The organism is Bacillus sp. A01H, assembly GCF_045277205.1.
Lineage (GTDB): Bacteria > Bacillota > Bacilli > Bacillales > Bacillaceae_G > Bacillus_A > Bacillus_A paranthracis.
On the sequence record NZ_CP117702.1, the window covers coordinates 2,849,960 to 2,876,783 of the forward strand.

21 protein-coding genes, 1 pseudogene and 3 other annotated features are annotated in these 26,824 nt (G+C 35.6%); of the genes and pseudogenes, 4 read left to right on the forward strand and 18 right to left on the reverse strand.

The window, feature by feature from the left end; translation table 11 throughout:
* Positions 1–67 precede the first annotated feature (67 nt).
* The 7 genes from eis to PSR14_RS15105 form a co-directional block, all read right to left on the reverse strand.
* On the reverse strand, positions 68–1,225 hold the full coding sequence (gene eis, locus PSR14_RS15075) for an enhanced intracellular survival protein Eis (RefSeq protein WP_001100974.1): 1,158 nt from the start codon (positions 1,223–1,225) through the stop codon (positions 68–70).
* A 134-nt stretch (positions 1,226–1,359) separates the two neighbouring features.
* Entirely contained in the window at positions 1,360–2,649 is a 1,290-nt protein-coding gene (aroA, locus tag PSR14_RS15080; protein WP_000664611.1) for a 3-phosphoshikimate 1-carboxyvinyltransferase, read from the reverse strand.
* 16 nt (positions 2,650–2,665) lie between these two features.
* Complete coding sequence (tyrA, locus tag PSR14_RS15085) at positions 2,666–3,766, reverse strand: prephenate dehydrogenase (RefSeq protein WP_061536117.1); 1,101 nt, start codon at positions 3,764–3,766, stop codon at positions 2,666–2,668.
* Positions 3,759–4,859 (reverse strand): histidinol-phosphate transaminase, encoded by a 1,101-nt coding sequence (gene hisC / locus PSR14_RS15090; RefSeq protein ID WP_098487212.1) that lies wholly within the window; start codon positions 4,857–4,859, stop codon positions 3,759–3,761. The genes tyrA and hisC overlap by 8 nt, the downstream gene beginning before the upstream one ends.
* Positions 4,860–4,877: 18 nt before the next feature.
* Positions 4,878–6,050 carry a chorismate synthase gene (gene aroC, locus PSR14_RS15095; protein WP_001269408.1) on the reverse strand — a complete coding sequence of 391 codons (1,173 nt, stop codon included), beginning with the start codon at positions 6,048–6,050 and terminating at the stop codon, positions 4,878–4,880.
* 53 nt (positions 6,051–6,103) lie between these two features.
* Positions 6,104–6,323 (reverse strand) — a binding site (T-box leader).
* Positions 6,324–6,332: 9 nt separating this feature from the next.
* Positions 6,333–7,409 carry a bifunctional 3-deoxy-7-phosphoheptulonate synthase/chorismate mutase gene (locus PSR14_RS15100; protein ID WP_001273581.1) on the reverse strand — a complete coding sequence of 359 codons (1,077 nt, stop codon included), beginning with the start codon at positions 7,407–7,409 and terminating at the stop codon, positions 6,333–6,335.
* A gap of 195 nt (positions 7,410–7,604) precedes the next feature.
* Positions 7,605–7,841: a binding site (T-box leader), on the reverse strand.
* Positions 7,842–7,895: 54 nt separating this feature from the next.
* Positions 7,896–8,132 (reverse strand) — a binding site (T-box leader).
* A 108-nt stretch (positions 8,133–8,240) separates the two neighbouring features.
* Positions 8,241–11,753, reverse strand: coding sequence for a DUF4020 domain-containing protein (locus PSR14_RS15105; RefSeq protein ID WP_406644024.1), 3,513 nt, complete (start codon positions 11,751–11,753; stop codon positions 8,241–8,243).
* A gap of 150 nt (positions 11,754–11,903) precedes the next feature.
* On the opposite strand from PSR14_RS15105, the gene PSR14_RS15110 reads away from it, so the two are divergent.
* Positions 11,904–12,341, forward strand: a complete 438-nt coding sequence (locus PSR14_RS15110; protein WP_000997701.1) for a YndM family protein — start codon at positions 11,904–11,906, stop codon at positions 12,339–12,341.
* Between the two features lie 168 nt (positions 12,342–12,509).
* Here the strand turns inward: PSR14_RS15110 and PSR14_RS15115 are convergent, their stop codons facing one another.
* From PSR14_RS15115 to PSR14_RS15125, 3 genes are read right to left on the reverse strand one after another with little or no spacing between them, the layout of a single operon-like run.
* Positions 12,510–13,040 carry a cysteine hydrolase family protein gene (locus tag PSR14_RS15115; protein WP_073535833.1) on the reverse strand — a complete coding sequence of 177 codons (531 nt, stop codon included), beginning with the start codon at positions 13,038–13,040 and terminating at the stop codon, positions 12,510–12,512.
* 16 nt (positions 13,041–13,056) lie between these two features.
* Positions 13,057–13,590, reverse strand: a complete 534-nt coding sequence (locus PSR14_RS15120) for a GNAT family N-acetyltransferase (protein ID WP_061130973.1) — start codon at positions 13,588–13,590, stop codon at positions 13,057–13,059.
* A 21-nt stretch (positions 13,591–13,611) separates the two neighbouring features.
* On the reverse strand, positions 13,612–13,908 hold the full coding sequence (locus PSR14_RS15125; protein ID WP_061130972.1) for a YfzA family protein: 297 nt from the start codon (positions 13,906–13,908) through the stop codon (positions 13,612–13,614).
* A gap of 100 nt (positions 13,909–14,008) precedes the next feature.
* On the opposite strand from PSR14_RS15125, the gene PSR14_RS15130 reads away from it, so the two are divergent.
* Positions 14,009–14,524 (forward strand): kinase, encoded by a 516-nt coding sequence (locus PSR14_RS15130; protein WP_098487214.1) that lies wholly within the window; start codon positions 14,009–14,011, stop codon positions 14,522–14,524.
* 51 nt (positions 14,525–14,575) lie between these two features.
* Here the strand turns inward: PSR14_RS15130 and entB are convergent, their stop codons facing one another.
* Positions 14,576–16,366 (reverse strand): cell wall-binding protein EntB, encoded by a 1,791-nt coding sequence (entB, locus tag PSR14_RS15135; RefSeq protein ID WP_406644025.1) that lies wholly within the window; start codon positions 16,364–16,366, stop codon positions 14,576–14,578.
* Positions 16,367–16,845: 479 nt separating this feature from the next.
* Between entB and PSR14_RS15140 the strand changes: the two are divergent.
* Positions 16,846–16,944, forward strand: a pseudogene (locus tag PSR14_RS15140) (N-acetyltransferase); the annotation flags it as partial.
* A 56-nt stretch (positions 16,945–17,000) separates the two neighbouring features.
* Here the strand turns inward: PSR14_RS15140 and PSR14_RS15145 are convergent.
* The 3 genes from PSR14_RS15145 to PSR14_RS15155 all read right to left on the reverse strand — a co-directional run bounded on the left by PSR14_RS15145 (position 17,001) and on the right by PSR14_RS15155 (position 20,313).
* Positions 17,001–18,536 (reverse strand): MFS transporter, encoded by a 1,536-nt coding sequence (locus PSR14_RS15145; RefSeq protein ID WP_098487275.1) that lies wholly within the window; start codon positions 18,534–18,536, stop codon positions 17,001–17,003.
* Between the two features lie 20 nt (positions 18,537–18,556).
* The gene (locus tag PSR14_RS15150; RefSeq protein WP_098487276.1) at positions 18,557–19,132 is read right to left on the reverse strand and encodes a TetR/AcrR family transcriptional regulator; all 576 of its coding nucleotides are present in this window, start codon (positions 19,130–19,132) and stop codon (positions 18,557–18,559) included.
* A gap of 134 nt (positions 19,133–19,266) precedes the next feature.
* Positions 19,267–20,313, reverse strand: coding sequence for a DUF2332 domain-containing protein (locus tag PSR14_RS15155; protein ID WP_098487277.1), 1,047 nt, complete (start codon positions 20,311–20,313; stop codon positions 19,267–19,269).
* A 381-nt stretch (positions 20,314–20,694) separates the two neighbouring features.
* Here PSR14_RS15155 and PSR14_RS15160 point away from each other — a divergent pair, with 381 nt between their 5' ends.
* Complete coding sequence (locus tag PSR14_RS15160; RefSeq protein ID WP_000069168.1) at positions 20,695–22,197, forward strand: malate:quinone oxidoreductase; 1,503 nt, start codon at positions 20,695–20,697, stop codon at positions 22,195–22,197.
* A gap of 44 nt (positions 22,198–22,241) precedes the next feature.
* Here the strand turns inward: PSR14_RS15160 and lsrB are convergent, their stop codons facing one another.
* Genes lsrB through PSR14_RS15180 form a run of 4 tightly spaced genes read right to left on the reverse strand, consistent with a single transcriptional unit; the run spans position 22,242 to position 26,699 of the window.
* The gene (gene lsrB / locus PSR14_RS15165) at positions 22,242–23,285 is read right to left on the reverse strand and encodes an autoinducer 2 ABC transporter substrate-binding protein LsrB (RefSeq protein WP_098487278.1); all 1,044 of its coding nucleotides are present in this window, start codon (positions 23,283–23,285) and stop codon (positions 22,242–22,244) included.
* Positions 23,282–24,271, reverse strand: a complete 990-nt coding sequence (locus PSR14_RS15170) for an ABC transporter permease (protein ID WP_113732524.1) — start codon at positions 24,269–24,271, stop codon at positions 23,282–23,284. The genes lsrB and PSR14_RS15170 overlap by 4 nt, the downstream gene beginning before the upstream one ends.
* Positions 24,268–25,221: an ABC transporter permease subunit gene (locus tag PSR14_RS15175; protein WP_098487280.1), complete on the reverse strand. Its 954-nt coding sequence runs from the start codon at positions 25,219–25,221 to the stop codon at positions 24,268–24,270. Before PSR14_RS15175 ends, PSR14_RS15170 begins: the two co-directional genes overlap by 4 nt.
* Positions 25,218–26,699, reverse strand: coding sequence for a sugar ABC transporter ATP-binding protein (locus PSR14_RS15180; protein WP_113732525.1), 1,482 nt, complete (start codon positions 26,697–26,699; stop codon positions 25,218–25,220). The genes PSR14_RS15175 and PSR14_RS15180 overlap by 4 nt, the downstream gene beginning before the upstream one ends.
* Positions 26,700–26,824: the final 125 nt, after the last annotated feature.

Here is a 26,824-nt window from a genome sequence, read left to right on the forward strand (position 1 = left end):
AACTGACAACATTTGAAGAAGCTATTCCAAATGAAATTTTAGAATAGCCCGATTTCAAATATGCAGATTAAAAGAAATCATAAATAAACGGCTTGTGCACTGGTACTACATTCTCAAACGCCCGTATTTCCTCTTCGCTTCCGCTAATTAATTCTAATTCATTTAGTTCTAATGGGCGTTTGTATCCAAGCAATATTGTAGATAGTGCATTTATATCTAGCTTGATCCCTTTATCCATCGTTTCTTCTATAATTGTTATTTCATAATTTGCAAGTCTCACTGATACATTATTCCACGGTGCAAATGAATCTGTAATGTGTAGAATGACTTCTTGTTGTACATTGTTCCAGTTTAACTCATACTGTTTTAAGAAATGCTCTACATCTACAATTCTTCCCATAAAATATGGTTTTATTTCTGTTTTCACACGTGGTTCTTGCAATGTATATAACAACTGTTCGTTTTCACTTACTGTCATTTCAAGTTCTTTAATCATAGAATCATGTTGGCAAATAAAGTTCCATAGACCATTTCGTGCTTCATTATGCAGTGGTACGAATTCTTCTACAGTCATTTTAGATTTTTCTATTTTATATAACATGTAACCTGCTGCAGTTTTATTTTCATCGTAGTAAATTGCTAATGTTAAATCCTCATAAACAGCTTGTAACCACCATTTTTCATTGCGAACAAGCATACCAGAAAAACGTTCTGCAAATGTTTCATAAAGCTTCTCGACTTCTTCTGGGTGATTTTCTTTATTGAAACGTTTCACAGTACCATTCACTTGTTTTTTCATAACTAAATCACTCTTTGTCAAATGACATACGAGAAGATTCGCACAAAGTTCCCAGCCGTATTTACGGTAAAATGTAACAGCAAATGGATGTAACATTGATACTGTATATCCGTCTTTTTTCATCGTTTGAAGAGAATGTTGAAGCAATTCTTTCACATATCCGCTTCTTCTGTATTCTGGATACGTCGCTACCCCTGCAACGCCACCCATTTTAAATTTTTCTTTTCCTATGTATATATGAAACGGAATAAGGTGTAGTTTTGCAGCTAAGTCATTACCTTCCATAATACCGTATACTTCATGACTTTCCTTCATTCTTGTAAGTTGCTGCTGCATTCGTTCTTCTTCAACTTTATATTGAAAAGCGTATTCTGATAAGCGTAATGCTTCTCTAAATTTATCTTCTTTTAATCGTATAACGTTCATAAATTTTCCCCCTTCTTTATTTGAATTGTACCATAATTTAAAATATTACAGTGCGGTGAATGAAATTATATAGACTTAACGACACAAATTCAATATAAAAAAGCAGATACATCCTGTATCTGCTTCTCATCCATTTATTTAGTTAACCTTTGAAGTTCTTCGAAGAATGTAGGGTATGATACGCCTACTGCTTCTGCGTCTTCAATTGTTGTTTTTCCTTCTGCTAGACAGCCGGCAATCGCAAGCATCATTCCGATGCGGTGATCACCATAACTATTAACTGTATTTCCTTTTAAAACTGATTTCCCGTAAATAATCATCCCGTCTTCAGTTGCTTCTATGCGAGCACCTAGTTTCGTTAATTCCGCTACGACTGTATCAATACGGTTTGTTTCTTTTACTTTTAATTCGTGTGCATCTTTAATTACTGTAATTCCTTCTGCTTGCGTTGCCGCTAATGCGATTACAGGAATTTCATCAATTAATCTAGGGATAATATCTCCGCCGATTTCGATTCCTTTTAATGAAGATGTTTCAATTGTAATGTTTGCAGCTGGTTCTGATGCTCCTTCGTTAATTGGCTCTACAGTGAACGTAGCACCCATTTTCTCTAAAACATCAATAATACCTGTACGTGTTGGATTCATACCTACGTTTTGTAATACTAGTTTACTATTTGGAATAATTGCACCTGCTACTAAGAAAAAGGCAGCTGATGATACGTCACCTGGTACTTGAACATCCGTCGCTGTTAACTTTTGTCCACCTGCTAGTTTCACTGTCTTTCCTTCGCGAGTTACTTTGACGCCAAATGCTTCAAGCATTCTTTCCGTATGATCGCGAGAAATATGTGGTTCTGTAACAGCTGTTACACCTTCTGCACGAAGTCCTGCAAGTAAAATAGCTGATTTCACTTGTGCGCTTGCTACCGGGGAAGTGTATTCAATTGCTTTTAAATCCCCACCACGTATTGTTAGCGGTGTAAACGTTCCTTCTTCGCGGCCATCAATGTTTGCACCCATTTGTTTTAATGGATTTGTTACACGTTTCATCGGTCTTTTTGCAATAGACGCATCACCTTGTACGCAAGAGAAAAATGGTGTATTTGCCAAAATTCCTGACATTAAACGTATAGTTGTACCAGAATTACCAACATCTAATACAGCTTTCGGTTCTTGTAAACCTTCTAATCCTTTACCAACTACAGTGACTTCATCACCGTTTTGTACGATGTCTACTCCCATTTCTTTAAAACAAGAAATCGTACTTAAACAGTCTGCACCAGGCAAGAAACCTTTAATTGTTGTTTTTCCTTCTGCAATCGCACCGAACATGACAGCGCGGTGAGAAATCGATTTATCTCCTGGAATTGTAATATTGCCATTTAATCCGTTATTAACAGGTTGTATTGTTCTTTCCTTCACGTTTTCACCTTCTCATTTAAATTGTTTCATACGTTTGGTATTTTTCTTCTCCAAGCGCTAGCTTTGCTTTCATACGATCTTCTTCTCTTTGGAAGCTAATACGTAATACCCCAAGCAATCCTTCACGTGCTTCTAATATTTGCAAGTTCGTAATACTAATTTCTTCGCGCGCTAAAATACTTGTAATGTGAGCCAATGCCCCTACTTTATCTAAAACATCGACGTATAAGTCGTGATAGGCAGGAATCGCCCCTCTCTTTCTTACCGGTAAAGAGTCACGGTATTCTTTCGCATCCGCAAAATAGTTTTGAATCTCGCCTGCATCTCCGCTAGAAACTGTATCATATAAATCTTCCATTTCAGAGATCCACTCTTTTAATAATACCATTAAATGCTCTCGATTTTGCTTAACAATATCACTCCACATTTTCGGACTACTAGATGCGATACGTGTAATGTCTTTGAAACCTCCAGCAGCTAGCTGATGAATAAGTGGATTATCTCCTGCATGTTTCTCCACTTGCTTTACTAATCCAGCGGCAATAAGATGCGGGAAATGACTAACGATCCCTGTTACATAATCATGTTCTTCTGTATTTAAAACAAGGAAATGTGACCCTGTTCCTTTTAACCAATCTTTTAACTCTTCCACAGGTTCATTTGGCACATGATTCATTGGCGTTAAAATATAAAATGCATTTTCAAATAAATGCGCTTTTACACTTTCAACTCCCGTTTTATGAGAACCTGCCATCGGATGTCCACCAATGAAAGAAATTTCCTTTGAAAATAAAGCTTCCGCTTCATTCATAATTGTTCCTTTTGTGCTACCAACATCGGTTACAATAACATCTTTTCGTAAACGAAATGACGCTAATTTGTGTAATAACTTCTTCGTTTCTTCAACTGGTGAAGCAAAAACAATTAAATGTGCCTCTTCACATGCATGTTGTAAATTTACTGCTATTTCATCTACTACGTGTAATTCTTTTGCACGCTCTACTTGTTCTTGAAATATATCATAACCTGTTATCGTTACATCGTGCTCTTTCTTAATTGCTAATGCGAGAGAGCCTCCGATTAAACCAGTTCCAATTAATACTACCTTCTTATGCATTTGCCTCATCTCGAGACTTTCTTTTTTTATTTTCAAAGTGTTGTTGTAACACTGAAATCACTCCTTTATTTTGCTCCCTTGTTCCGACTGTAATACGGACGCCATTTGGGAACGGACGAATAATAAATCCTGCGTGTGCACAAGCTTCATAAATCTCTCCAGCATTCTCAACTGGCAAAAAGATGAAATTTGTTTGCGATGGATAAAATGGAATATCATGTTCCTTACAAAAGCTCTCGTATTGTTGTAATCCCTCTGTATTTACACGAACTATTTCCTCAATAAACTCCTCATCACCAAAAGCAATCGTCGCTGCTTTTTGTGCTAATGAAGATACGTTAAATGGCAAACGTACGACATTTAATTTTTCGATTAACTCTTCATGTCCAACCGCATATCCAACGCGGAAAGAAGCTAATCCGTACGCTTTAGAAAACGTTCTAAGTACAAGAATATTTTTATGTTTTTCTAAAAGCGGTAATGTCTCTGGAAAATCTTTTGCTGTTACGTATTCATAGTACGCTTCATCAATGACAATTAACGTATTTTCACTAATGCCTTCAATAAATTGAGTCAATTTTCGGTCATTCACATATGTGCCTGTCGGGTTATTTGGATTACAAATCCATACGATTTTTGTATTGTTATCTACTACTGAAGAAATTTCGTCTAAGTCGTATACACCGTTATTTAACGCAACTTCCTTCACTTCGCAACCTTCTATAATTGCATGATGACGATACTGTGGGAATGTTGCTCCAGCCGTTACGATGTTATCACCTACTTTTAGTACTGCACGGCTTATTATTTGAATGACTTCATCTAAACCACTACCGCAAAGTACTTGTTCCATTTGCACATGTAACTTATTTGCAATTGTTTGACGGAGCGTTGTAGCACCTCCGTCAGGATATAAAGCATGATCCAACCACGATTTTTGCAACTCATCTAAAACTCGTGGTGAACAGCCGAATGGATTTTCATTCGATGCTAATTTAACAAACGAATGATCTCCGTACACTTCTTTCATTTGTTCAGGTGATTTACCTGGTTTATATGGTTGTAATGATGATAGTTGCTCTTTTACTTGCATGTTAAAACCACCTTTTTATTAAAATTCTTTTGCGTATTTATTATGTTGCGTAATGTTTTGTTGAATTAATTCCATACGATCTTTTCCGAATTGTTCGACTAGTGCATGTGCAAGTTCCCATGCTACAACAGATTCAGCTACTACACCTGCTGCTGGTACTGCACAGCTATCAGATCTTTCAATACTCGCTTGGAATGCTTCTTTCGTATCAATGTCAACGCTTGCTAACGGTTTGTATAATGTAGGTATTGGTTTCATTACACCTCTTACGACAATTGGCATTCCCGTTGTCATACCGCCTTCTAAACCGCCGGCATTATTCGTTTTTCTCGTGTATCCTTGTTCTTCATCCCATAAAATTTCATCATGCACTTTACTTCCTGGCTGTCTTGCCGCTTCAAAACCAACGCCAATTTCAGCACCTTTAAATGCATTAATACTCATAATCGCACCAGCAAGTTTTGCATCTAATTTACGATCGTAATGAACGTAACTACCGACGCCAATTGGCATACCTTCTGCAATAACTTCAACTATACCACCGATTGAATCTCCGCTACTTTTTGCGTTATCAATCGCATCCATCATCTCTTGTTCTACTGTTTTATCTAAACATCGAACTGGTGAATTTTCAGTAATTGTTTGAATTTCTTCAATTGACAAGTTTGAAATATGTTTTGCTTTTACTCCACCAATTTCAAGTACATGCCCTGCTATTTCTACGCCTAATTCTTTTAAAATTTGTTTCGCAACTGCACCAGCAGCTACACGAACTGTCGTTTCTCTTGCAGATGAGCGCTCTAGTACGTTTCTTATATCACGGTGACCGTATTTAATTGCCCCGTTTAAATCCGCATGTCCTGGACGTGGTTTCGTAATTGTACGTTTCATTTCTTTACTTTCTTTTTCCGAAATTGGCTCTGCACCCATTACTTTCGTCCAATGTTTGAAATCATCATTTTTTACGATTAACGTAATGGGTGAGCCAAGTGTCATCCCATGACGAACACCACTTACAATTTCAACTGTATCTGTTTCAATTTGCATACGTCTTCCGCGTCCGTGCCCTTTTTGTCTTCTTAATAATTCTTTATTAATATGTTCCGCCGCCAGCGTTAAACCTGCTGGTACACCTTCTAAAATAACTGTTAACTGCGGTCCATGTGATTCTCCAGCTGTAATGTATCTCATTTCTCTTGCCCCTTTACTATTTTTTTGTACAAAAAAGTCCCTACTGAGCGCTCAGTAGGGACGATGTTCATCGCGGTACCACCCTAGTTGTAGACTTCTTTCGTCTACCTCTCTTCTTCTTTAACGATCATTAGACCGTCTTTCCCATCAAAACTTGACGAAAAAGATGCTCCAAGGCTGTAATTCATGCTTACCTTTGTACTGATTCACACCAACCATCAGCTCTCTTTAACAGTGAGATAAGCACTACTGTTTCCTCTTCAGCGCATATATGATATGGAATTAAGATAATTTATTTTTGAATCCTTTTAACTCTTCCATGAATTTATGGAATTCTGGAATATCCATTTGTTGTGCAGAATCTGATAATGCAACTGCAGGGTCTGGATGTACTTCAGCCATTACTGCATCTGCGCCAATTGCAAGAGCCGCTTTCGCTGTTGGTAATAATAAATCTCTACGTCCAGTTGAATGCGTTACGTCAACAACAACTGGTAAATGTGTTTCTTTCTTTAAAATCGGTACTGCTGAAATGTCTAATGTGTTACGTGTTGCTCTTTCGTATGTGCGGATACCACGCTCACATAGAATAATTTGGTCGTTACCTTGTGCAATGATGTATTCTGCTGCATTAATGAACTCATCAATTGTTGCTGCTAATCCACGTTTTAATAATACTGGCTTGTTAACTTTACCTACAGCTCGTAGTAAATCGAAGTTTTGCATGTTACGTGCACCAACTTGAATTACATCAACGTAGTCTAATGCCATTTCAACATCATTTGGATTTAAAATTTCACTAATGATTGCTAAGTCGAATTCATCTGCTACTTGGCGTAAAATTTGTAATCCTTCTACTCCTAAACCTTGGAAATCGTATGGCGATGTTCTCGGTTTGAAAGCACCACCGCGCATTAATTTTAAGCCTTGGTCTTTCATCGCTTGCCCTACTTGGCGAACTTGTTCTAAGCTTTCTACCGCACAAGGTCCCATGATGAACGTTTGTGTGCCGTTACCAATCAATTCACCTTTTACATCAACGATTGTGTTTTCTTGTTTCTTTTTACGTGATACTAGTAATGCTTTACGGTTATCATCTTCTTGTAATTCTAAGCTAGCTTTGAAGATTGTTTTGAAAATATGTTGAACCGTTGACGTTTCGAATGGTCCTTCGTTATTCTCAGCGATCATATCAAGTACTTCACGCTCACGTACTGGATCAAAACGTTTCGTACCTTGTACTTGCTTTTGCTCCCCAATTTTTTGAACGATTTCACCACGTTTGTTTAAAAGGTGTAATAGTTGTAAGTTAATTTCATCTACCTGTTTACGTAATTGATCTAATTCATGATTTGCCATTTGGAAATCCTCCTCTAATGTTTTAAAAGTATAGTAAGAGAATGAAAAATTCTCTATTTTCTGAACTGGTCAATTATACAAATTTAAAGTGGAATCGATACCTCTTCTTATTTTAAACTAATCATTCGTACAAAGACACTCTCTACTAGTTAAAAACCCACTTTTTTTGTACAAAAAATCCCTACTGATGCAATCAGTAGGGACGATATTTATCGCGGTACCACCCTAGTTGTAGACTTCTTTCGTCTACCTCTCTTCATTGTTAACGATCATCTGACCGTCTTTCCCTTCATAAAGATATATACTATCTTTACTACGAAAAAGATGCTCTAGGACTGTAATTCGCTCTTGTTTTTGTACTGGTTCACACCGACCACCAGCTCTCTGTTACAGGGAAACAACAACTACTGCTTTTCCTTTCAACGCATACATATTTAATTTTCAAGTTGGGCCATTAAAACACAAAAAGTCCCTACTGAATAAATCAGTAGGGACGATATTTATCGCGGTACCACCCTAGTTGTAGACTAAATTTCTGTCTACCTCTCTTCACTGTTAACGATCAATTGACCGCTTTTTCTTCATAAAGACAATACTATCTTTACTACGAAAAAGATGCTCCAAGACTGTAATTCATGATTATCTCTGTACTGGTTCACACCAACCACCAGCTCTCTGTTACAGTAAGACTAACCACTACTGTGATCTCTTCATTGCACTTTGTTTATTCAAATGTTTTTTGAAATTGAATAAGTATGATTCGTATTATAGAACGCTTTTCAAAACACTGTCAACAACTTTTTATATATTTTTTTAAATTACATTTTTGCCCTACATTTCTTCTTGTAAATTCTCCAGAACAATTCCGATGCGAATTATCTCATTATCTATTGCATTTATTACACATTTTTCTACTCTATATCCAATTAATAATTCTTTTATTTGAATGATTTCCGTTTCAAGTAAATTAGCTTCCTGAAGCGTTTGCAGTAAAGTGAAAAATACGTTTGCATACAACTCTTTATACATTTTTATACTCTCTGTCTTCTCAAGTATTTCATGAAATAACTGTTTTAACTCCGTTTGATTCCCTTTTCCACCCACGTCCAAAAATGTTTTACAAATGATAGATAATCCTCTTTCTACTATTTCATCCATAAATAAAATAATACGTAAAAGCATTACATATTCTCTAGCTGTGATTCCCCCCATTTTCGGTCGCTCTCGCAAAAATATACTGAGCCAAGCTGCCCAAAATTTTTGTTGTTCTTTTGCACTTAACGTTTTGACATAATAGCATAAGAACTGCATAAATTTAATTTTATTTTCTTCATTTTCTCGTATAAGTAAAGGGTATAACCAGTCTGTTTTTTGTTCCCAATACAGTACACATTTAATAAATACAAAACTGAGCCATTTTAAGAAAGCTTCCCTCGTATGCGGATGTAATACTTTCAAATGTTCTACCGCATACTTAATAAAACGCTTCATTTCTGTAAATAAAGGTAAATTGATTTGTGTGTAACATAGGCCAGCCCATGCATATTTCGTAATCTCATTTTCCTTCTTTAACTCTAAGTACGGCAACAAATATTTTCGGCACCATTGCTTCTCAATATGATAAAGAAATGTAATATCTGCTACTAAACGAGCTATCATAAAATTTGTCCGTTCTGTACTAATTCTTACTTGTTCTTCAAACAAAAATAAATATTCATACACATTACGATCGTATAAATGATCATATGATAACAGTTTTAATAATACTGCTGTCATTTTCCCAACAGGATGCTGAATCGATTCATTGTAAAAATCTTGTTTTGCCAGCTTAAAATCCGTGTCACTTTTCATGACTTGAGGGAATACCGAAAAAGCAAACCGCTTTACATTGCGTATACTATTTTCCTCTAACTCTTCTAATCGATTACTAATTTCATATAGAAAGCTACTAATTAACCAGTGAAAAGCTGTATTTCTAACGAATTTCTGTAATAGAGGAATAACTTTTTGTATTTGTTCATTTGTCAGTCCTCGGTTATTTCGCCACTCCCTAATACAAACAAACCATACTTCATTACTTATTTCGTGCATTCCAACTAATTGATATGCAAATGAAATACTCCATTCTGTATTCAATTTACATGCTTTCGATAACATCTCTAAAAAATGACGTTGTTCAAAAACACCATCTTGAGAAAATTGCTGAACTTGCTTCATAATTTCATCGTCTTTTAGTTGCAATAATCCATCAGCTGTCACATTACAAGTAATACTTTGTTCTGCCGCCTCTTTCTTTTGTACACTGTATCGCTCAGAATGAAAATGAGGATGTTTTTGCTTCATTAACTCGTAACCTTTTGCCGTAGATGGACTATTCGAATCACAAGTGAATAATAAATCCAACACGAAACAAACATCAAATGCTCTTTCCTCCGCAAGGTCCTTTAATACAATTTGAATGACTTCTTCCTTTGTTTTTTCTAAAGAGAGTGCGTAATGATTTTTTATAAGTTGAAAAACTTCTTGTTTATACGTGACGTCTAAAAGAATTCCTTCCTGTAACAACCATTTCATTTTCTCATCGGCGCTAACAAATACATTTTTATTCATCGCATCAATTGCAATTCGATTTTGAAGTACGCTGTTTGCTTCTATCATTTCTGTAATATAATAATTTGCTTTTTTCTCATCGTTTTCACATAGATAGGTTAAACATTCTTTTACAATTTGAATTAAAAACGCTAGATCATTTTGCTGAAACTCTTTTTCCACATTTTCCTTATCCCTTTTTTTCAGTGCCGCTTGCCTTAGTGATAACATCCGCATCTTCTCTATTCCCATCATCATAATTGGAACGGCATAATAGGAAATATGCGGTTTCATCTTTTCATTCCAAATTTGCTCCACAAAAGAAAATGTCGACACGGGTAAACGACTCGATTCCTCAAGTTCTATTGATTCCCCGGTATCATTTCCCCACTTTCTTTCACGCTTCAACTTAAGTTTGCCGCCCAAAATAAACGTTAGTAATAATAAAGCGATTTCTTTATGCTCAGGAAAAGAACATTTTTGCAGTAAGTAAGAAATTGTTTCGATCGATTTACTATCTTTTTCAGCTGTTTCTAATAAAAGCAGTGTCCACCTTGCAAACAACAACGGGTCCATTTTCATTTTCGTTTCGTTTAAGTAGCTACAAATTGTTCTCCATAATAACGGAGATAGTTTAGAATGATTTTTAAAAATTAATTGAAATAATTCTTTTTGATGACTAAAAAGAAATTGTTCCACTAACCATTTTGCAAGTAATTCATCTACCTCATTATAGTTTGATTTAATTAAAAATAAATTTTGTAATTTCCCTTCCGCTTCAAGCCATTCCACCCATTCATAATCGTGAGCAAATTCAACGAAGTAGCGGACTGTTTCAATTTTTTTTATAGATTGTTTTATGTATGATAATTGTTCCTGCTCTACTGACGGCGGTACTGTTACTATGTCACGAATTCGCATTCGTTTTGTAATATAATTATCCCCCATTAACTCCGCCCATCGTTTTACTGCTTTAACGAGAGATTGATGATTATTACCTTTATTCGGATATACAATCGGCCGTATTCCTAAATGCTCCCAGTGGTACGTATTTTCCCCTTGTGCGACAAATGCATAACGTCTTGTACTTGGTGGTAAACCAGTTGCTAAATATTTCATTACTGGGTCATTATGGCTATATCCAACGAATAAAACGGTATAATTCGAGAATAAATCAACTAAAAACCTTCTTGCCCATCCTTCTGTCAAGTAAGCCCTTCCAAAATCACCATCTGTTAAAATTAACGCTTCTTTTTCTTGTTCTATATTGCCATGTATGTAAGCAAGTCCTTTAAACGCTCTACCTGTAGGTAACGCAGGTGCGTAATATACGTTTAATTCTCTATTCATTTCTTTTATCGCAGTTGTAAAATGTCGATCAAAATTTGTTGTTACAATGCGGACTTCTGTATCTAAAGGAAACAACCTCGGAATCGCATAATGAAGCGGATTCGGCTTTGACTTTTCAATATGAACTAAATCTCTTGCAACTTGGTGTACATCTTTTGTTTTCGCAATTTTACCAAGATAATAATCATGCGGTTCTGTAATTTCACGTTTTTCGACATATAACGTTTTTGCAATTTCATCAACTAAATCATCAAAATTCGGTAAGTTTGATTTCCCTTTCATAGAAACTCCCGCTCCAACAAATAGCACTAACTTTCCTTTTTCAAGATGATCAATTAACTCGTCTGGAATTTCTACTTCTGAAGTAATCCACACCGAGGATTCCCCCTTACCTAAAAATGTCATATACTCTCATTTTACTATAACATTTTCCCTTTGTTTTTTTAATATTTAGACAAATAATTGACATGAAAAAGTTTTATGTAAATATATCCGTTACAATGTATGAACTCCTATATTTATTGCAAAACTATGGATAAAACGGAGGTGTAAATTTTGAATGATTTCACAGTAGTGCTTATCAAGTTTATATCGTGCATTATCGCATTTAGTATCGGACTCGCTTTATTTTTCCCAGCAACGTTCGTCCAAATTATTTCGTTCAGTCTCTTTGTTACAATCGTATCTTATATGTTCGTTGATAAAATCATATTAAATCGAATCGGTAATACCGGTGCTATTATGTCGGATTTCTTACTAACGTATTTAAGCGTATGGATTTTCGGTAATATTTTATTAGACAACTACATGCAAATTGCATGGGGAAGCATCCTTTCCGCAATTGTCTTCACATTATCAGAAGTAATCGTTCATCGCTTCTCTAACTCTCACACAAAGCACCACAACGATAATATTCGTATTAATCGTCGCTTCGCATATGGTACGGAGTTTGCTGAAGAGCAAAATATATTGGATAAAGATAAAAAGAAGTAATATTTTGATGTAGGAGCGCCCTTTTTAATTTTGTGGTGCTCTTTTTTTGTGTTTTCATTATGGTACGTGAAATCATATAAACGATTTTTCAAATATATCAACGATTATTGCAATATATCGACTTACCGACATTATTTGACATGATTTCCTCTAATAAAAAACTGCCTCTTATTTAGAGACAGTTTCTTTCAAATCTTTTAACGTAACAACATTAGCAAACGCTCCAAACACTACGTTATGATGCTTCACAATGTCTTCAGCACGTAACACCTCTGTATCAAACGTACTATGTGCATCGCTCACTAACGTTACTTTATACCCTTCACTAAACGCTCTTCGCGTTGTCGTATCCACACAGTACTCCGTTTGCATTCCTGAAATGATAACATGATCGATTCCCTTGTCTTGCAATACTTCTTTTAGGTTCGTCTTGTGGAATGAATCTGGGGTCGTTTTTTCAACGATACTGTCCCCTTCTTGTGGTGCAATTTCCACATGGATCTTCCAGCCATCTGTACCTTTTTCTAACGGATGATCTTTTGGTCCGTTATGTTGTACATAAATAACCGGTATATCATTTAAACGGCATTCCCCAATAAGCTCTTGTAATGTCTCTAAAAACTTTTCCCCATTATGTACTGGCATTCCTGCTGTATACATACCTGCTTGTACATCGATTACTATTAATGCTTTTTTCATATCGCGCAGCTCCCTTTTATTTATATTCCATCATCCAACAATCTTCTAATACCCCTTCATGCAGTTCATGTTCCTTTAAAATCTTCACCTTTTTAAATCCACATTTTTCATAACACTTTATTGCACGTTCATTATTTACTTTCGGATCCATTGCGATTGCTTCTGCTCCTATTTCGCTCAAAATGTATGTAATTGCGGCCTTAACAAATTTTGTTCCAATTCCTTTTCCCCAATAAGTTGGTTCTCCAATAAATTGATCCATCCCCCATACATTTTGTGATGCTTCATAGCCATATAAAGTTTTCCACTCCGAATCAACTGGATACATTTGAATATAACCGATCGGCACACCATCAAACTCTATTAAGCATCTTTTTTCATGACTATTTGGATTATGTATAAAATGATCCAGTACCATTTCTACTGATTGCGGGTTATCTCGTCCTTCGTAATATTGAAGTACTTCTTGGTCTGTTAACCATTTTGAAATGATTGGTGCATCCTCTTCTACTACGTACCTAACCGATACATTATCTTTTTGAAATAGCATATAGTACCTCTTTTTAATTCTTTATATTTTTCTTGTAGTGAAATCTTTCATTGCACCTATTAGTGCGTATGGTAACAATGTAATCGCAAAAAATGCTGTAAACACATTAAAATGAGGAATTTCATATGGAGTGAACCATTCTGTGAAAAATTGAGAATTTAATACTCTATTAAAAAATTCTCCGCCAGGTCTAAAGTTTGGTGCCCATGCAGTTACTTCACAAATAATAAACAACAATTGTAAAATTATAAATACCCCAAGATAGCGAAACCATGTTCGTTTCCAAATTGGTTGCGCCTTATTTAAATTCGCTTCCATTTCGCCCCACCTTTTTTATTTACATCATATTAATTATACACTTTCTACGTTTCATTTGTTAAAATTTTCTATATAATCATTCACGTTGGGGGAATACATTATGTCTAATCCTATAAAATCAACATTAATCATCCTTAGAGGAAACTCCGCAAGTGGTAAAACAACAATCGCAAAGCAACTACAAGAACATTTCGGACAAGGCACACTTTTAGTATCACAGGATGTTGTACGTAGAGATATGCTTAGAGTACACGACACGATCGGTAATTTATCACACAATTTACTATTTGAAATTACAAAGTACGGAAAAGGGAAATGTGAGTTTGTTATTTTAGAAGGTATTTTAAACAGACGTAGATACGGTGATATGCTGAAAGAATTAATACATTTTTTTGAAGGAAACGCGTATACATATTACTTTGATTTATCGTTAAAAGAAACGATTCGACGACATAACACAAGGGAAAAGCGGCATGAATTTGGTGAGGACTCCCTACAAAAATGGTATAATCCGCACGATACAATTGAAGTTACTAGAGAAACTATTTTTACAGATAACTTCACACAAAAAGATATATTTGATGCAATTCTTAATGATGTGATGGTACGAAAATAAGACTGACAGAATATGTCAGTCTTATTTTCATTATGTTATATTCTAGATTTATTATAAAATCTTCACTTTAACTGTTTGTCTTCCCCAATTCATCGCTTTACTTTTTGAACCCATTAATACATCAATGCGATTACCTTTAATTGCACTTCCGGTATCTCCAGCGATTGCTTCTCCATAACCTTCTACCCATACTTTAGATCCTAATGGAATTACTTTCGGATCTACTGCGATAATTCTCATATTTGGATTAGCCGTTAAATCATGCCCCATCGCAGTTAAAACGCGTCCACCATATGTACCATTCTCACTCGGATCAGCAGTATATGCTGTCGCCACCACCCTTAATTCACGTTTAGCAGACTGCGCGTTATTTTTAGACTCTTCTTTTGCCTTTAGTGCTTCTCGTGCTTTTGCCTCTTCCTTGGCTTTGGCTATTTCTCGTGCTTTCGCTTCTTCCTTAGCCTTTGCTATTTCTCGTGCTTTCGCCTCTTCCTTAGCTTTGGCTATCTCTTGTGCTTTCGCCTCTTCCTTAGCTTTGGCTATTTCTTGCGCTTTTGCTTCTTCCTTAGCCTTTGCTATCTCTTGTGCCTTTGCTTCTTCCTTAGCTTTGGCTATCTCTTGCACTTTTGCTTCTTCCTTAGCTTTGGCTATCTCTTGCACTTTTGCTTCTTCCTTAGCTTTGGCTATCTCTTGCACTTTCACTTCTTCCTTAGGTTTCGCTACTTCTTGCACTTTCACTTCTTCCTTAGGTTTCGCTACTTCTTGCACTTTCACTTCTTCCTTAGGTCTCGCTACTTCTTGCACTTTCACTTCTTCCTTAGGTTTCGCTACTTCTTGCACTTTCACTTCTTCCTTAGGTTTCGCTACTTCTTGCACTTTCACTTCTTCCTTAGGTTTCGCTACTTCTTGCACTTTCACTTCTTCCTTAGGTTTCGCTACTTCTTGTACTTTCACTTCTTCCTTAGGTTTCGCTACTTCTTGCACTTTCACTTCTTCCTTAGGTTTCGCTACTTCTTGCACTTTCACTTCTTCCTTAGGTTTCGCTACTTCTTGCACTTTCACTTCTTCCTTAGGTTTCGCTACTTCTTGCACTTTCACTTCTTCCTTAGGTTTCGCTACTTCTTGTACTTTCACTTCTTCCTTAGGTTTCGCTACTTCTTGCACTTTCACTTCTTCCTTAGGTTTCGCTACTTCTTGCACTTTCACTTCTTCCTTAGGTTTCGCTACTTCTTGCACTTTCACTTCTTCCTTAGGTTTCGCTACTTCTTGCACTTTCACTTCTTCCTTAGGTTTTATTGTTTCTTTTGCCTTTGTTATCTTCTGTGTTTTAGCTTCTTCCTTAGCTTTCACCGATTTTTGTACTTTCGCTACTTGCTTCGTTTTCTCGTCAGCCTTTTTTTCAATTGGTGCTTTACTTGATAAGAAAGAAGCATTTACATAAGCTGTTTTTCCCTTATACTCAAATTGTAGCCATCCGTCTTTTACTTGCTTCGTTGATTCAATTACATCATCTTTTTTCAGTCTGCCAAGAATTTTTGATTCTGTGTTTGATTCAGAACGTACATTTAACAAATCTGCTGTTACATGGTAAATATCTTTCGTAAACTCCGAGCTTACAAATACTTCTTTACCATTTAACTCAATTTTTGACCAGCCATCTTCGGTATTGATGACTTTTAACTCTTCCCCGTTTTTTACTTTTTCGACCACTTTTGATTCTGTAGTCGGTTTTTCACGTACGTTGAGTACATCTGCTGTTACGATCGTTTCTGCAGTAGCAGTTGTAGTAAATGCTCCCAATCCGAAAACAGTTGCTGTTGCTGCGCCAATTACTTTTTTCATATTAACCTCCATTATATTTTTTGAATTCTATCAAATACTCCCATTAAAATAAGAGATTTAATGAAAGCATTCACAACAGATATATTAATACGACTTAATATACTGTTATTAAAACTCCTTACTCCAATACTATCAAATTCTTATTTCTAATTCTATATATTATAACTTTCTATATCCCCTATAAACGTTTTATCCCCTTCTTCATACTTAATAGTTTTCTTTCAATTACTAAAACATATATAAAACCAACCTATCCTCAATATAGCCAAAAATACATATATGACATGTTACGACTTAGTAATGAGCGTACCAATGAACTTTTAATACATTACAACATTCAGGGAATCTTACATTAGATGGAGCGTGTTTTACTGAAAACAACGGTTATGGTAGTGTAAGTAATAGTGTTAAAGACAATCTTTTCTGACGACCAAAAAAAATTTTAGTTTGGAGGAATACTATGCCAAAACTATATTGTAATTATTGGTCCGAACAACATCCCCTCGCGCAAAATTTTACTAAATATAAGTTTTACATCCAAGAAAATTTGTGAGGTTGATGGATTACCTGGGTTTTGATTAAATACATATCACTATAAAAAGGCTGTGCTCTATATGACGCACAGCCTTTTTCTTTATTCAAACGATCCTCTTCTTTTCTTCTCTAATAAGACTCTTCCTATATTAAAAATAAATGCGATAAAAAATATAGTTGCGCCCATTAAAAATGCTAAATTATAACTACGAATTATTCCTTGCTGATATTCCTCCTTTACTTGTTTGTAAATTTTTCGCTCTCCATCAGGTTTTAAGATGATTTGCTGTTTTTTATTTACCGCTTGCAGTACTTCCCCCCTTTCTAAATTTGACAAATCACTTTTTTTAATCACAGTTACTACTTCCCTATTTACCTTCTCTTTTTCAACTAACAATTGATGATTCAGAAACATCACAAGTATCGCAACCCCAACAATACTTCCAACTGTTCTTGAAATATTACAAATACTTGCAGCAACACCTGACTTTTCAATAGGCACACTTAAAACTGCCGTTGTTGTATATGGTGCTAATGTGCACCCAGTTCCAATTCCAACGATTATTAGCCTCCAAATATAATCCCATGTAGTAAAGTTTGAATCTATTTGACTAAATAAATATGACGCTACGATAAATGTTAATAGCCCTATACTACCTATTAATGAACTTCCCCGCTTTGCTGCAAGTGGTGTTACTATTGCTGTAACAAGCATCGAAACAATCGCTAGCGTGCTAATTATTAAACCTGACTGTAATTCAGACATACCTTCTACTTGAACAAAATAAAAAGCAAGTATAAATAAAAAGTTCATTAGTCCCATTCCAACAAAGAATAAAGAAAAATTCGAGATTGAGAACTCTTTATTTGTGAATATTCTTAATGGCAACATTGGATTTTCACTTTTCTTTTCAATGATAAAAAATAATATAAAACCTATGAATGAGAGCATAAAAAGAAGTATTAATCTTATCGTGCTTAAATGATTTGTATTTACTTGTATGAGTGCATATACGAGTAAGCATAGTGCAGATGCAGAAGTAATCATCCCTGCCCAATCTATTTTAGAGCTTGTAGCATGATCATACGATTCCTTAATACAAAGAATCACGAAGATGAAAGATAATATACCCACTGGTATATTAATAAAAAACACCCAACTCCAATTTAATTTGTCAGTTAAAACACCTCCAAGTGAAGGGCCAATTGCCGCTGCTAATCCCCCAAAAGCTCCCATGATGCCTCCTATCATACCTTGTTTCTCTTTCGGTACTAAATTAAGGCCTAATGGCATAGCAACTGGTACGATAACTGCGGCGGAAATTCCTTGTATTATCCTAAAAGCTACTAATATATGAAAAGAATTGGCTATACCACACATAAATGAACTAACAGAAAACCCCAATAAACCAATAATATACAGTTTCTTGCGACCAAACTGATCCGCCAGGCGTGCTGCAATTAATACAAACGATACAAAGGCAACATTATAACTATTAGCAACCCAAGAAATTGTATCAATTGAAGTATGAAATGTCTTTGTCATTTCTGGTAATACAATATTCACAATATTCGAATCTAAAATTGCCATAAAAAAACCTGCAATTAAAGCTATTAATGCAAATATATTCCTCATTTCTGCCACCCTTATTCGTTTTATTTATTTAAAATCCCATTCATAAATAAATTTACACATGTCTCTATATACTCTTCTAATTGAATTTCTTCTTCCGATATACTTCCATTCATAATGTATAAAAACAGTTGTCCATAAAACATATTCGCTATCAAACGGTAATTACAGTTGGAAATGTGTCCCTTCTCACCAAGTTGCTTTAAATATCTTTCTAAGTGATTCACTAGATGTGAATTCAACTCATGTAGTAATGCTTTCATTTCACTATTTTGTCTTGATTCTATTAACGCAGCCCAAATATAATTTAGCTTTGGTAAATTGGTTTGAATATATGTTTCCGCCACTTTCGTAAGGTCCTTATGTAAATCACCAGTAAATTGCTCTTCTATTTCCTCTAGCAAAGCAACTGGTGTCGTCCGTAAAATAATACTCTCCCTAAAAAGATTTTCCTTATTTTTAAAATTACGGAATATCGTTAATTCGCTTACTCCTGCTTTTTCTGCCACTTCACGAATGGTTGTCGCTGTATACCCCTTTTCCCCGAATAATAGCGTAGCAGCTTCCATAACTTTTTCTCGTGCTGTTAATTTCCCCATTTTTATTCCTCCATTCAATATGTAAGTAAGTAATTACTAACATATTATCACAAAAGAAAAATGAAAGTAACTAGTCACTTTCATTTTCTGGAATTTCATTATCTAATTTCTTGAAAATAAAAATTTCTCAAATATTAACAAAGCATCTCATTCCCAAGTTTCCAGCTAAACCATCTCCCATGCCCTTCCGTTTCTCCAACCGTTTCACGATATTCGTTTCCGTTAATATAATAATCAATATGAAGGTCCCGGTCCCACATGTTGTTATAAAGATGGAATACATCACGCTTTGCACCGATTTCTTGGATTTGTTTTTCCAGCTTACGTTTTACTTGTTCTGGTATTTGATTGGCGACGTGTGTATGGAAAATGCAGATAACAGCATCTTCACTTATTTGTTTAATAATAGATGGTAATAACTCTACACCGTCTCCTTCTATTAATTGAACAGATTTATTTTTTACTAAAGATGCAGCTTTGTCAAACAGTTCAAGCCTTTCTTTATGTTCTGGCCAAATGGGTGCACGTAGCCATAAATAATCTTCATCACTATGTAAATCGTTTACATGTAAATCTAGTCCAATTCTTTCTACGACAGGTGGACTTTCTTTTAATAAATGAGGCACATTCTCCCCTCTTATTTCAGAAGTTACATGTACATTCGAGTTTATATTTCCGTATGTTTCATCTGTACCGTACGAATAGCTATATTGGTCCCAAAATAATTGTAATCCAGAACTTGTCCCAATTTCTATTAACGCTAACGGTTTATTCACTTTGTTAAATATGTAACTGAAACTTGGATATAAGTACGCACATCGTCTTACTTCATTCGTTTGAACGAGTTTCGTTTGTAATAAATTAATCATTTCTTCTCTGTACATTTTACAGAAATCTTTAAAATGATTAAAAGCTTGATCTAAATCCGTATTAGCATGTTCAACTAAGCTACTATAATACGTTTTTACATGATGTTCTTTCCCTGCTAACAATAAATAATGTACTGCACCTAATAATAAGTTTGGGACTGGTTGACCTATCTGAGCATAGGACGATAGTGTAAGTACTTCCTCATCTTCAGCAATTTTCATTGATAAATATTCATATAAGTCACTTGACCCTTTACATTCCTTTATTGAAAAATTTCGAAATAAGTTTGCGATTTGTTCTTGTGTACGCATGTGTATCCCTCCTTTTAACTTTCAGAATAATCATACAATAGGTTTTGAAAAAAGTCCCATAAAAAAGGTATCCTTTCTACCCACTTTTGGATACGTAAGCTTTTTCGAGATAATTTCAAACTGTAATTTTTTTCTATTTATCACCTTAAAAGAGCTTGTTAAATAAGATTTTTGGCGAATAAAACGTTAAATAGTTTAAAATTATCAGATAACACTAGATATTTTAGTCTATTAATTATTATAATAGAGTATGAGATGGTTATATAATTGAGACAAAAAAGGTAAATACCTAGGTGGGGCCTAGGCGGTGTTTTCTTTTTACGGCTTAGACACAGTAAACACCTACTCTTTTTTGCCAATATAGGGGATGGAGAGATTATCATGAGCAACATGCAGCAAAAAACAGACGTTATCTTAATTGGTGCAGGAATTATGAGTGCAACGTTAGGCTCATTGCTAAAAGAATTAGCACCAGAATGGGAAATTAAAGTTTTTGAAAAACTCGCAAGTGCCGGGGAAGAAAGCTCTAATGAATGGAATAATGCAGGTACAGGGCATTCTGCGCTATGCGAACTGAACTATACTTCCGAAAAATCTGACGGATCTATAGATATTAGTAAGGCTGTAAAAGTGAATGAGCAATTCCAGCTTTCAAGACAATTTTGGGCATATCTTGTAAAAAGCAAATTAATTCGTAATCCACAAGATTTTATTATGCCTCTACCTCATATGAGTTTAGTACAAGGTGAAAAAAATGTGCAGTTTCTAAAAAACCGTTTTGAAGCGCTTTCAAAAAATCCGCTGTTTCAAGGAATGGAGTTTTCCGATTCTCCTGAAACATTAAAAAAATGGCTTCCACTCATTATGGAAGGTCGTACATCTAATGAGCCTATGGCGGCAACGAAAATTGACTCTGGAACAGATGTTAATTTTGGTGCATTAACACGAATGTTGTTTGATTACTTAAAAACGAAAAATGTCGAGCTAAACTACAAACATAGTGTCGAAAACATTAAACGCACGAAAAATGGTTTGTGGGAAGTGAAAGTACACGATATGAATAGTGGTAAAATTGAGCATCACACTGCTAAATTCGTCTTTATCGGCGGCGGTGGCGGTAGCCTACCCCTACTTCAAAAGACTGGTATCCCTGAATCAAAACATATTGGTGGATTCCCGGTAAGTGGACTATTTATGGTATGTAAAAACCAAAAAGTTGTAGAGCAACATCATGCGAAAGTATACGGTAAAGCTAAAGTTGGCGCTCCGCCAATGTCTGTACCTCATCTAGATACGAGATATATAGACAACAAAAAAGCTTTACTGTTCGGACCATTCGCAGGGTTCTCTCCTAAGTTCTTAAAAACTGGTTCAAACCTTGACTTAATTGGTTCTGTAAAACCAAATAACGTCTTAACGATGTTAGCTGCTGGTGTAAAAGAAATGGGACTAACAAAATACTTAATTCAGCAAGTTATGTTATCACACGAAAAACGTATGGAAGAATTACGCGAATTCATTCCGAACGCGAAAAGTGAAGATTGGGATATTGTAGTTGCTGGTCAGCGTGTACAAGTAATTAAAGATACTGATGCTGGCGGTAAAGGAACACTTCAATTCGGTACAGAAGTTGTTAGTGCGGCTGATGGATCAATCGCAGCATTACTAGGTGCTTCACCGGGTGCTTCTACTGCCGTTCATGTTATGCTTGAAGTATTAGAAAAATGTTTCCCAAGTCGAATGGTAGAATGGGAAGGAAAAATAAAAGAAATGATTCCTTCTTACGGCATTTCATTAACAGAAAATCCAAGATTATTCCAAGACCTTCACACTTCTACAGGTCGTACCCTTGGATTAAATGAAAAAGAAACAGTTCATAATTAATGAAGAAATAAAAACGTCCGATACATTCGGACGTTTTTTCGTTACTAGAAATTATATTTTTCAATATTATCCTTTGTAAATACAACTCGCTCTGGCAATACGATAATTCCGTTTCCTTCTGCCTCATAATCATATCCTTGAATGGAGTTTGGCTCTACTTTCACTTTTCCAATTCCTTTTACTTCGAAGCTATCCCCTACTTTTAACTTCTTCCCTTTTACAACAATTTCATTTGCTACATACGTTGCGAGTGCACCTTGTTGTTTTACGTCCCATAATCCGAATTGTTGTACAGTTCCTCGTTTTACGTAATCACGCATAACGTTTGGTGTAGAGAAGCCAGTTACGACAACCTTTTTATCCATTTTTAAATTTTCAGCTGCTTGTGCCATTGCCGGAAGTGCCGTTGCATCTGGACAAATGACCGCATTAATATCAGGGTACGTTTTTAAAATATTCTCCCCTACTGACAGAGACTTTTGCGCATTATTTTCACCGTACTGCGTCGTTACAATTTCCCAGTTCGGATATTTCTCTTTAATAATTTCTTTCGCTTTCGTTACCCATTGGTTTTGATCTGTTACTGTTGGGCTAGAATAAAAAAATGCTACTTTCCCTTTATCTCCAATTTGCTTGGAAGTCATTTCTATTAATAAATTAGCAAGTTGGTCTGGTGTTCCTTGGCTTATATAAAAGGAACGATCTTTCGGATTCACATCGGAATCCCATGTTAACACCGTCATTCCTTTTTTCTTAGCACGTTGTAGTGATTGCGATAAACCATCAACTGATGTAGAGGAAACCATAAGTGCATCATAGTTTTGGTTAATAAAATTATTTATATACTTTACTTGCCCTGATACGCTCGCTTCAGACGCTCCATCATACTTCACTTGCACGCCTAACTTATCTCCCATCTCTTTTGCCCCTTCACCACCCGATGTGAAGAAACCAACTCCTGTTAATTTCGGAATAAATGCAAATTTTACATCATCAGCCTTTTTCTTATCTGCCGTTTGGCTAGAACACGCAATTAAACCGATTAAACAAATACATACAATCAATACAATCCCTAGTTTTTTCTTCATGACATTTCCCCCTTATGCAAATTCCTTCTTTTCTCCGCTAAGAATTGATGTAATTTGAAATGTCTCATAATAACTGAAAGAATAAGGATAATACCTATTACTACATTGGATTGTTCATTTGTTAAACCCGTCATTTGCAAGCCATACTGCATGAGCCCAATAAAAACACTCGCTAGTACAGTACCAATAATACTTCCTTTTCCCCCCGTAATAAGTGTCCCGCCTAATACGACTGCTGTAATGATTGGTAAAATTGTTTCACTTCCCATATCAGCACGTGCGGAACCAAAATATGCGGTTAAGAAAGCACCTCCTAATCCACCTCCTAACCCGGAAAATATGTAAGCGATAATGACTACTTTTTTCGTTTTAATCCCGGTGTATTTTGCAGTATTCTCGTTCGCACCTGTTAATTTTACATGGCGCCCGTATATAGTTCGGTGAAATAATACAGTACATAAAACTGTTAATACGATCAGTAGCCATAATAAATTCGGTATTCCTATAAAACTACCGTTTGCCAGTTGTACAAATGTGTCAGGTAAACCGCTTATTCCTTCGTACCCAGAAGCACCTGCTCCTCCTGAAATAACGAGTGCAATTCCTCCGTATAAAAACATCGTTCCGAGTGTAACGACGAGTGGTTCTACATCTGTCATTTTTATAATGAGTCCGTTTATAGCGCCTGCTAAACAACTAATTATTAGGGCGATTATGACAGCAAACAAAATAGGTATTCCGTTCATCCAAAGTACACCGATCAAGATCGAAGTGAGCCCCATTATTGAGCCGACCGATACATCAATTCCTCCTGTTACAATAACAAAAGTCATTGGTATCGCCGCAATTGCGATAAATAGGAAATCATTTGTACTAAAAAGGAGATTACTAATATTTAAGAAATCACTATTGATTAAACTAAAGAGAATGAATTCTATAAGAAGCAATACAATTAGAACACCTTCCCATCTGTATACATACTTCATAGATTCATCCTCCTTTCTGCCTTCCACTTTTTCATAACGCTATCTAATATGACGATTAGCAATAATAAGAAACCTGAAATAGCATTATTCCAAAATGCTGGTATTTTTAAAAAGACGAGTGAACTGCTTATCGCCTCTAAAAATATCGCTCCTAATGCAGCTCCAACTATAGAACCTGTTCCTCCTTTTAAATGAACTCCCCCTAGTACAGCAGCTGCGATAACCTGTAGTTCTATCCCAGTTCCTGTTTGATTAGGAACGAATCCGATATTCATAACAAATATGCAACCAGCGAGCGCAGCACTTATGCCTGAAATCATAAACGCACATATTTTCACTTTATTAACAGGTATACCAATAAGTCTCGCGCCATCTTCATTATCACCTACCGCATAAAAGTATCTTCCAAATGGCACTTTCCTTAAAAAGAAATATAGTAGTAGTAAAATAATAAGAACGAACCATACAGTTATAGGTAAACCAAAACTGACGATAGATGACAGCTGCTTAAAATCGTTTGGAATATCTTCAATCCACTTCCCGCCTGTAAAAATTAACATGGCACCCCTAATAATTCCTAACATGCCTAATGTCATAATAATGGCTGGTACTCGAAACTTCGCAACGCCCATCCCGTTTACGAAACCGATAATAGCGCCAAGTGTAATAGCAGCAAGTATGGACAGAGATGCATGATATCCATCAGTTAACAACATTCCGCAAACTGCTGCACTTAACCCCATGCTTGAACCAACTGATACATCTATATTTTTCGTAAATAAGACGAACGACTGGCCAATTGCTAACACGACTAAAATAACGCTTGATTTCACCATTAAAGATAACGAGTTAAATTGAATAAAACTAGGATTTATCATTCCTACAATAGCTATATAAATTAGTAGTAACGTTATGATAGACGTTTCGTGCATTTTTAGCATGCGTTTCATTCCGCTACACCTCCGTATGCAAGGCGTGTAACTTCATTCACACTCAGTTGTTCTTTTTCCATATGAGAAACAAATCGTCCATTTCTCATTACATATACACGGTTTACTAATTGAACAATTTCTTCAACATCTGAAGAGATTAATAAAATTGCGAGTCCTTCCCTTTTCATTTTTTCGATCGTCTCATACACTTCAAGCCTTGCTTTCGCATCAATTCCACGAGTCGGCTCATCAAGAATAATAACTTTAGGATTACATGCGAGATACTTTGCAAGCACGACCTTCTGCTGATTACCTCCTGATAAAGATGCCAGTTCTTCATTCATATCCTGTACAACAATTCGGAACTGTTCTATAAACGAATTAACTAAAGCGCTTTCTTTTTCTTGATTTATAAAAAAGCGATTATTTTGCTGTAAACTTGCTGCTGCAATATTTTCTTTAACAGAAGCAATTGAGAAAATGCCATTCCTCGCCCTATCCTCCGGCACATAAACTAGTCCTTCGTCTAGCCTTTTATGCAAAGAACATGTATCAATTGATTTCCCATCTAATAAAATAGACCCTGTTTTTACAGTTTTCAATCCAAATATCGCTTCTGCTAATTCCGTTCTGCCCGATCCAACAATGCCAGCAATACCTACAATCTCACCAGCATGTACAGTGAATGAAATATTTTCGAATGCGTGACCATTTATATCAATTACTTCTAATATTTTTTTCATCCTTGTGTTCTCTTGAACTACTTCTATTTTCTCTTTCTGTTTATACCCTTTTGGCAATAGCCCCTCCATCAGCATGTCATATGTATAGTCACATACATCTCCTTGACTTACAATCATTCCATCACGTAGTATTGCTACTTTGTCGGCAATTTCAAAGATTTCTGGAAAACGATGCGTAATATAAATCATCCCTATTCCTTTTTCTTGTAAACTTTTCATCAACACAAAAAGACTCTTAATTTCGTGTGTTGTTAATGTCGATGTTGGTTCATCTAGAATAAGAATCTCAGCTTCTCTTATTAATCCTCTAACGATTTCTACTAACTGTTGTTGCGCAATCGATAATGATCCTCCTAGTTCATTAAGGTCAATATCCCACCCTAGACTGTTAATCAATTGCTCAATCTGTACTCTTAATTTCTTTTTCTTTTCTTTTAACCCGATACATATATTTTCTTCAATAGTCATATGCGGAAAAATGAGCGGTTCTTGCGGTATTAAATACATACCTTTTCGGTGTGCTTCTGACGGATTTGAAAACTGTTGCTTCGTTCCTTTTACATATATTTCTCCATCATCATACGAATATAACCCCGTTAATATTTTCATTAATGTTGATTTCCCAGCACCATTCCCTCCAACTAATGCGTATATATCTCCGCGCTCTACTTGAATGTTCACTTCTTTTAATACAAGTTGATTTAAAAACCCCTTACTCATTTTTTTTACTTGTAATAAAGGTACGTTCTCCACATGATGTCACCTGCCTTTATACAGAACATTTTTTGAGAAAATGATTATTTGTTCTACTTGTTTTGTAGCATTGTATATTCCTTTTTTTATATCTAGAACACTTTTTTCTACGTACTATTAATCGC

Excerpts from the sequence above, each read along its gene's own strand:
- eis (WP_001100974.1), bottom strand. The coding sequence starts at position 1,225 with ATGAACGTTATACGATTAAAAGAAGATAAATTTAGAGAAGCATTACGC.
- tyrA (WP_061536117.1), bottom strand. The coding sequence starts at position 3,766 with ATGCATAAGAAGGTAGTATTAATTGGAACTGGTTTAATCGGAGGCTCT.
- hisC (WP_098487212.1), bottom strand. The coding sequence starts at position 4,859 with ATGCAAGTAAAAGAGCAACTATCATCATTACAACCATATAAACCAGGT.
- aroC (WP_001269408.1), bottom strand. The coding sequence starts at position 6,050 with ATGAGATACATTACAGCTGGAGAATCACATGGACCGCAGTTAACAGTT.
- PSR14_RS15100 (WP_001273581.1), bottom strand. The coding sequence starts at position 7,409 with ATGGCAAATCATGAATTAGATCAATTACGTAAACAGGTAGATGAAATT.
- PSR14_RS15105 (WP_406644024.1), bottom strand. The coding sequence starts at position 11,753 with ATGACATTTTTAGGTAAGGGGGAATCCTCGGTGTGGATTACTTCAGAA.
- PSR14_RS15115 (WP_073535833.1), bottom strand. The coding sequence starts at position 13,040 with ATGAAAAAAGCATTAATAGTAATCGATGTACAAGCAGGTATGTATACA.
- PSR14_RS15120 (WP_061130973.1), bottom strand. The coding sequence starts at position 13,590 with ATGCTATTTCAAAAAGATAATGTATCGGTTAGGTACGTAGTAGAAGAG.
- PSR14_RS15125 (WP_061130972.1), bottom strand. The coding sequence starts at position 13,908 with ATGGAAGCGAATTTAAATAAGGCGCAACCAATTTGGAAACGAACATGG.
- PSR14_RS15130 (WP_098487214.1), top strand. The coding sequence starts at position 14,009 with ATGTCTAATCCTATAAAATCAACATTAATCATCCTTAGAGGAAACTCC.
- entB (WP_406644025.1), bottom strand. The coding sequence starts at position 16,366 with ATGAAAAAAGTAATTGGCGCAGCAACAGCAACTGTTTTCGGATTGGGA.
- PSR14_RS15145 (WP_098487275.1), bottom strand. The coding sequence starts at position 18,536 with ATGAGGAATATATTTGCATTAATAGCTTTAATTGCAGGTTTTTTTATG.
- PSR14_RS15150 (WP_098487276.1), bottom strand. The coding sequence starts at position 19,132 with ATGGGGAAATTAACAGCACGAGAAAAAGTTATGGAAGCTGCTACGCTA.
- PSR14_RS15155 (WP_098487277.1), bottom strand. The coding sequence starts at position 20,313 with ATGCGTACACAAGAACAAATCGCAAACTTATTTCGAAATTTTTCAATA.
- PSR14_RS15160 (WP_000069168.1), top strand. The coding sequence starts at position 20,695 with ATGAGCAACATGCAGCAAAAAACAGACGTTATCTTAATTGGTGCAGGA.
- lsrB (WP_098487278.1), bottom strand. The coding sequence starts at position 23,285 with ATGAAGAAAAAACTAGGGATTGTATTGATTGTATGTATTTGTTTAATC.
- PSR14_RS15170 (WP_113732524.1), bottom strand. The coding sequence starts at position 24,271 with ATGAAGTATGTATACAGATGGGAAGGTGTTCTAATTGTATTGCTTCTT.
- PSR14_RS15175 (WP_098487280.1), bottom strand. The coding sequence starts at position 25,221 with ATGAAACGCATGCTAAAAATGCACGAAACGTCTATCATAACGTTACTA.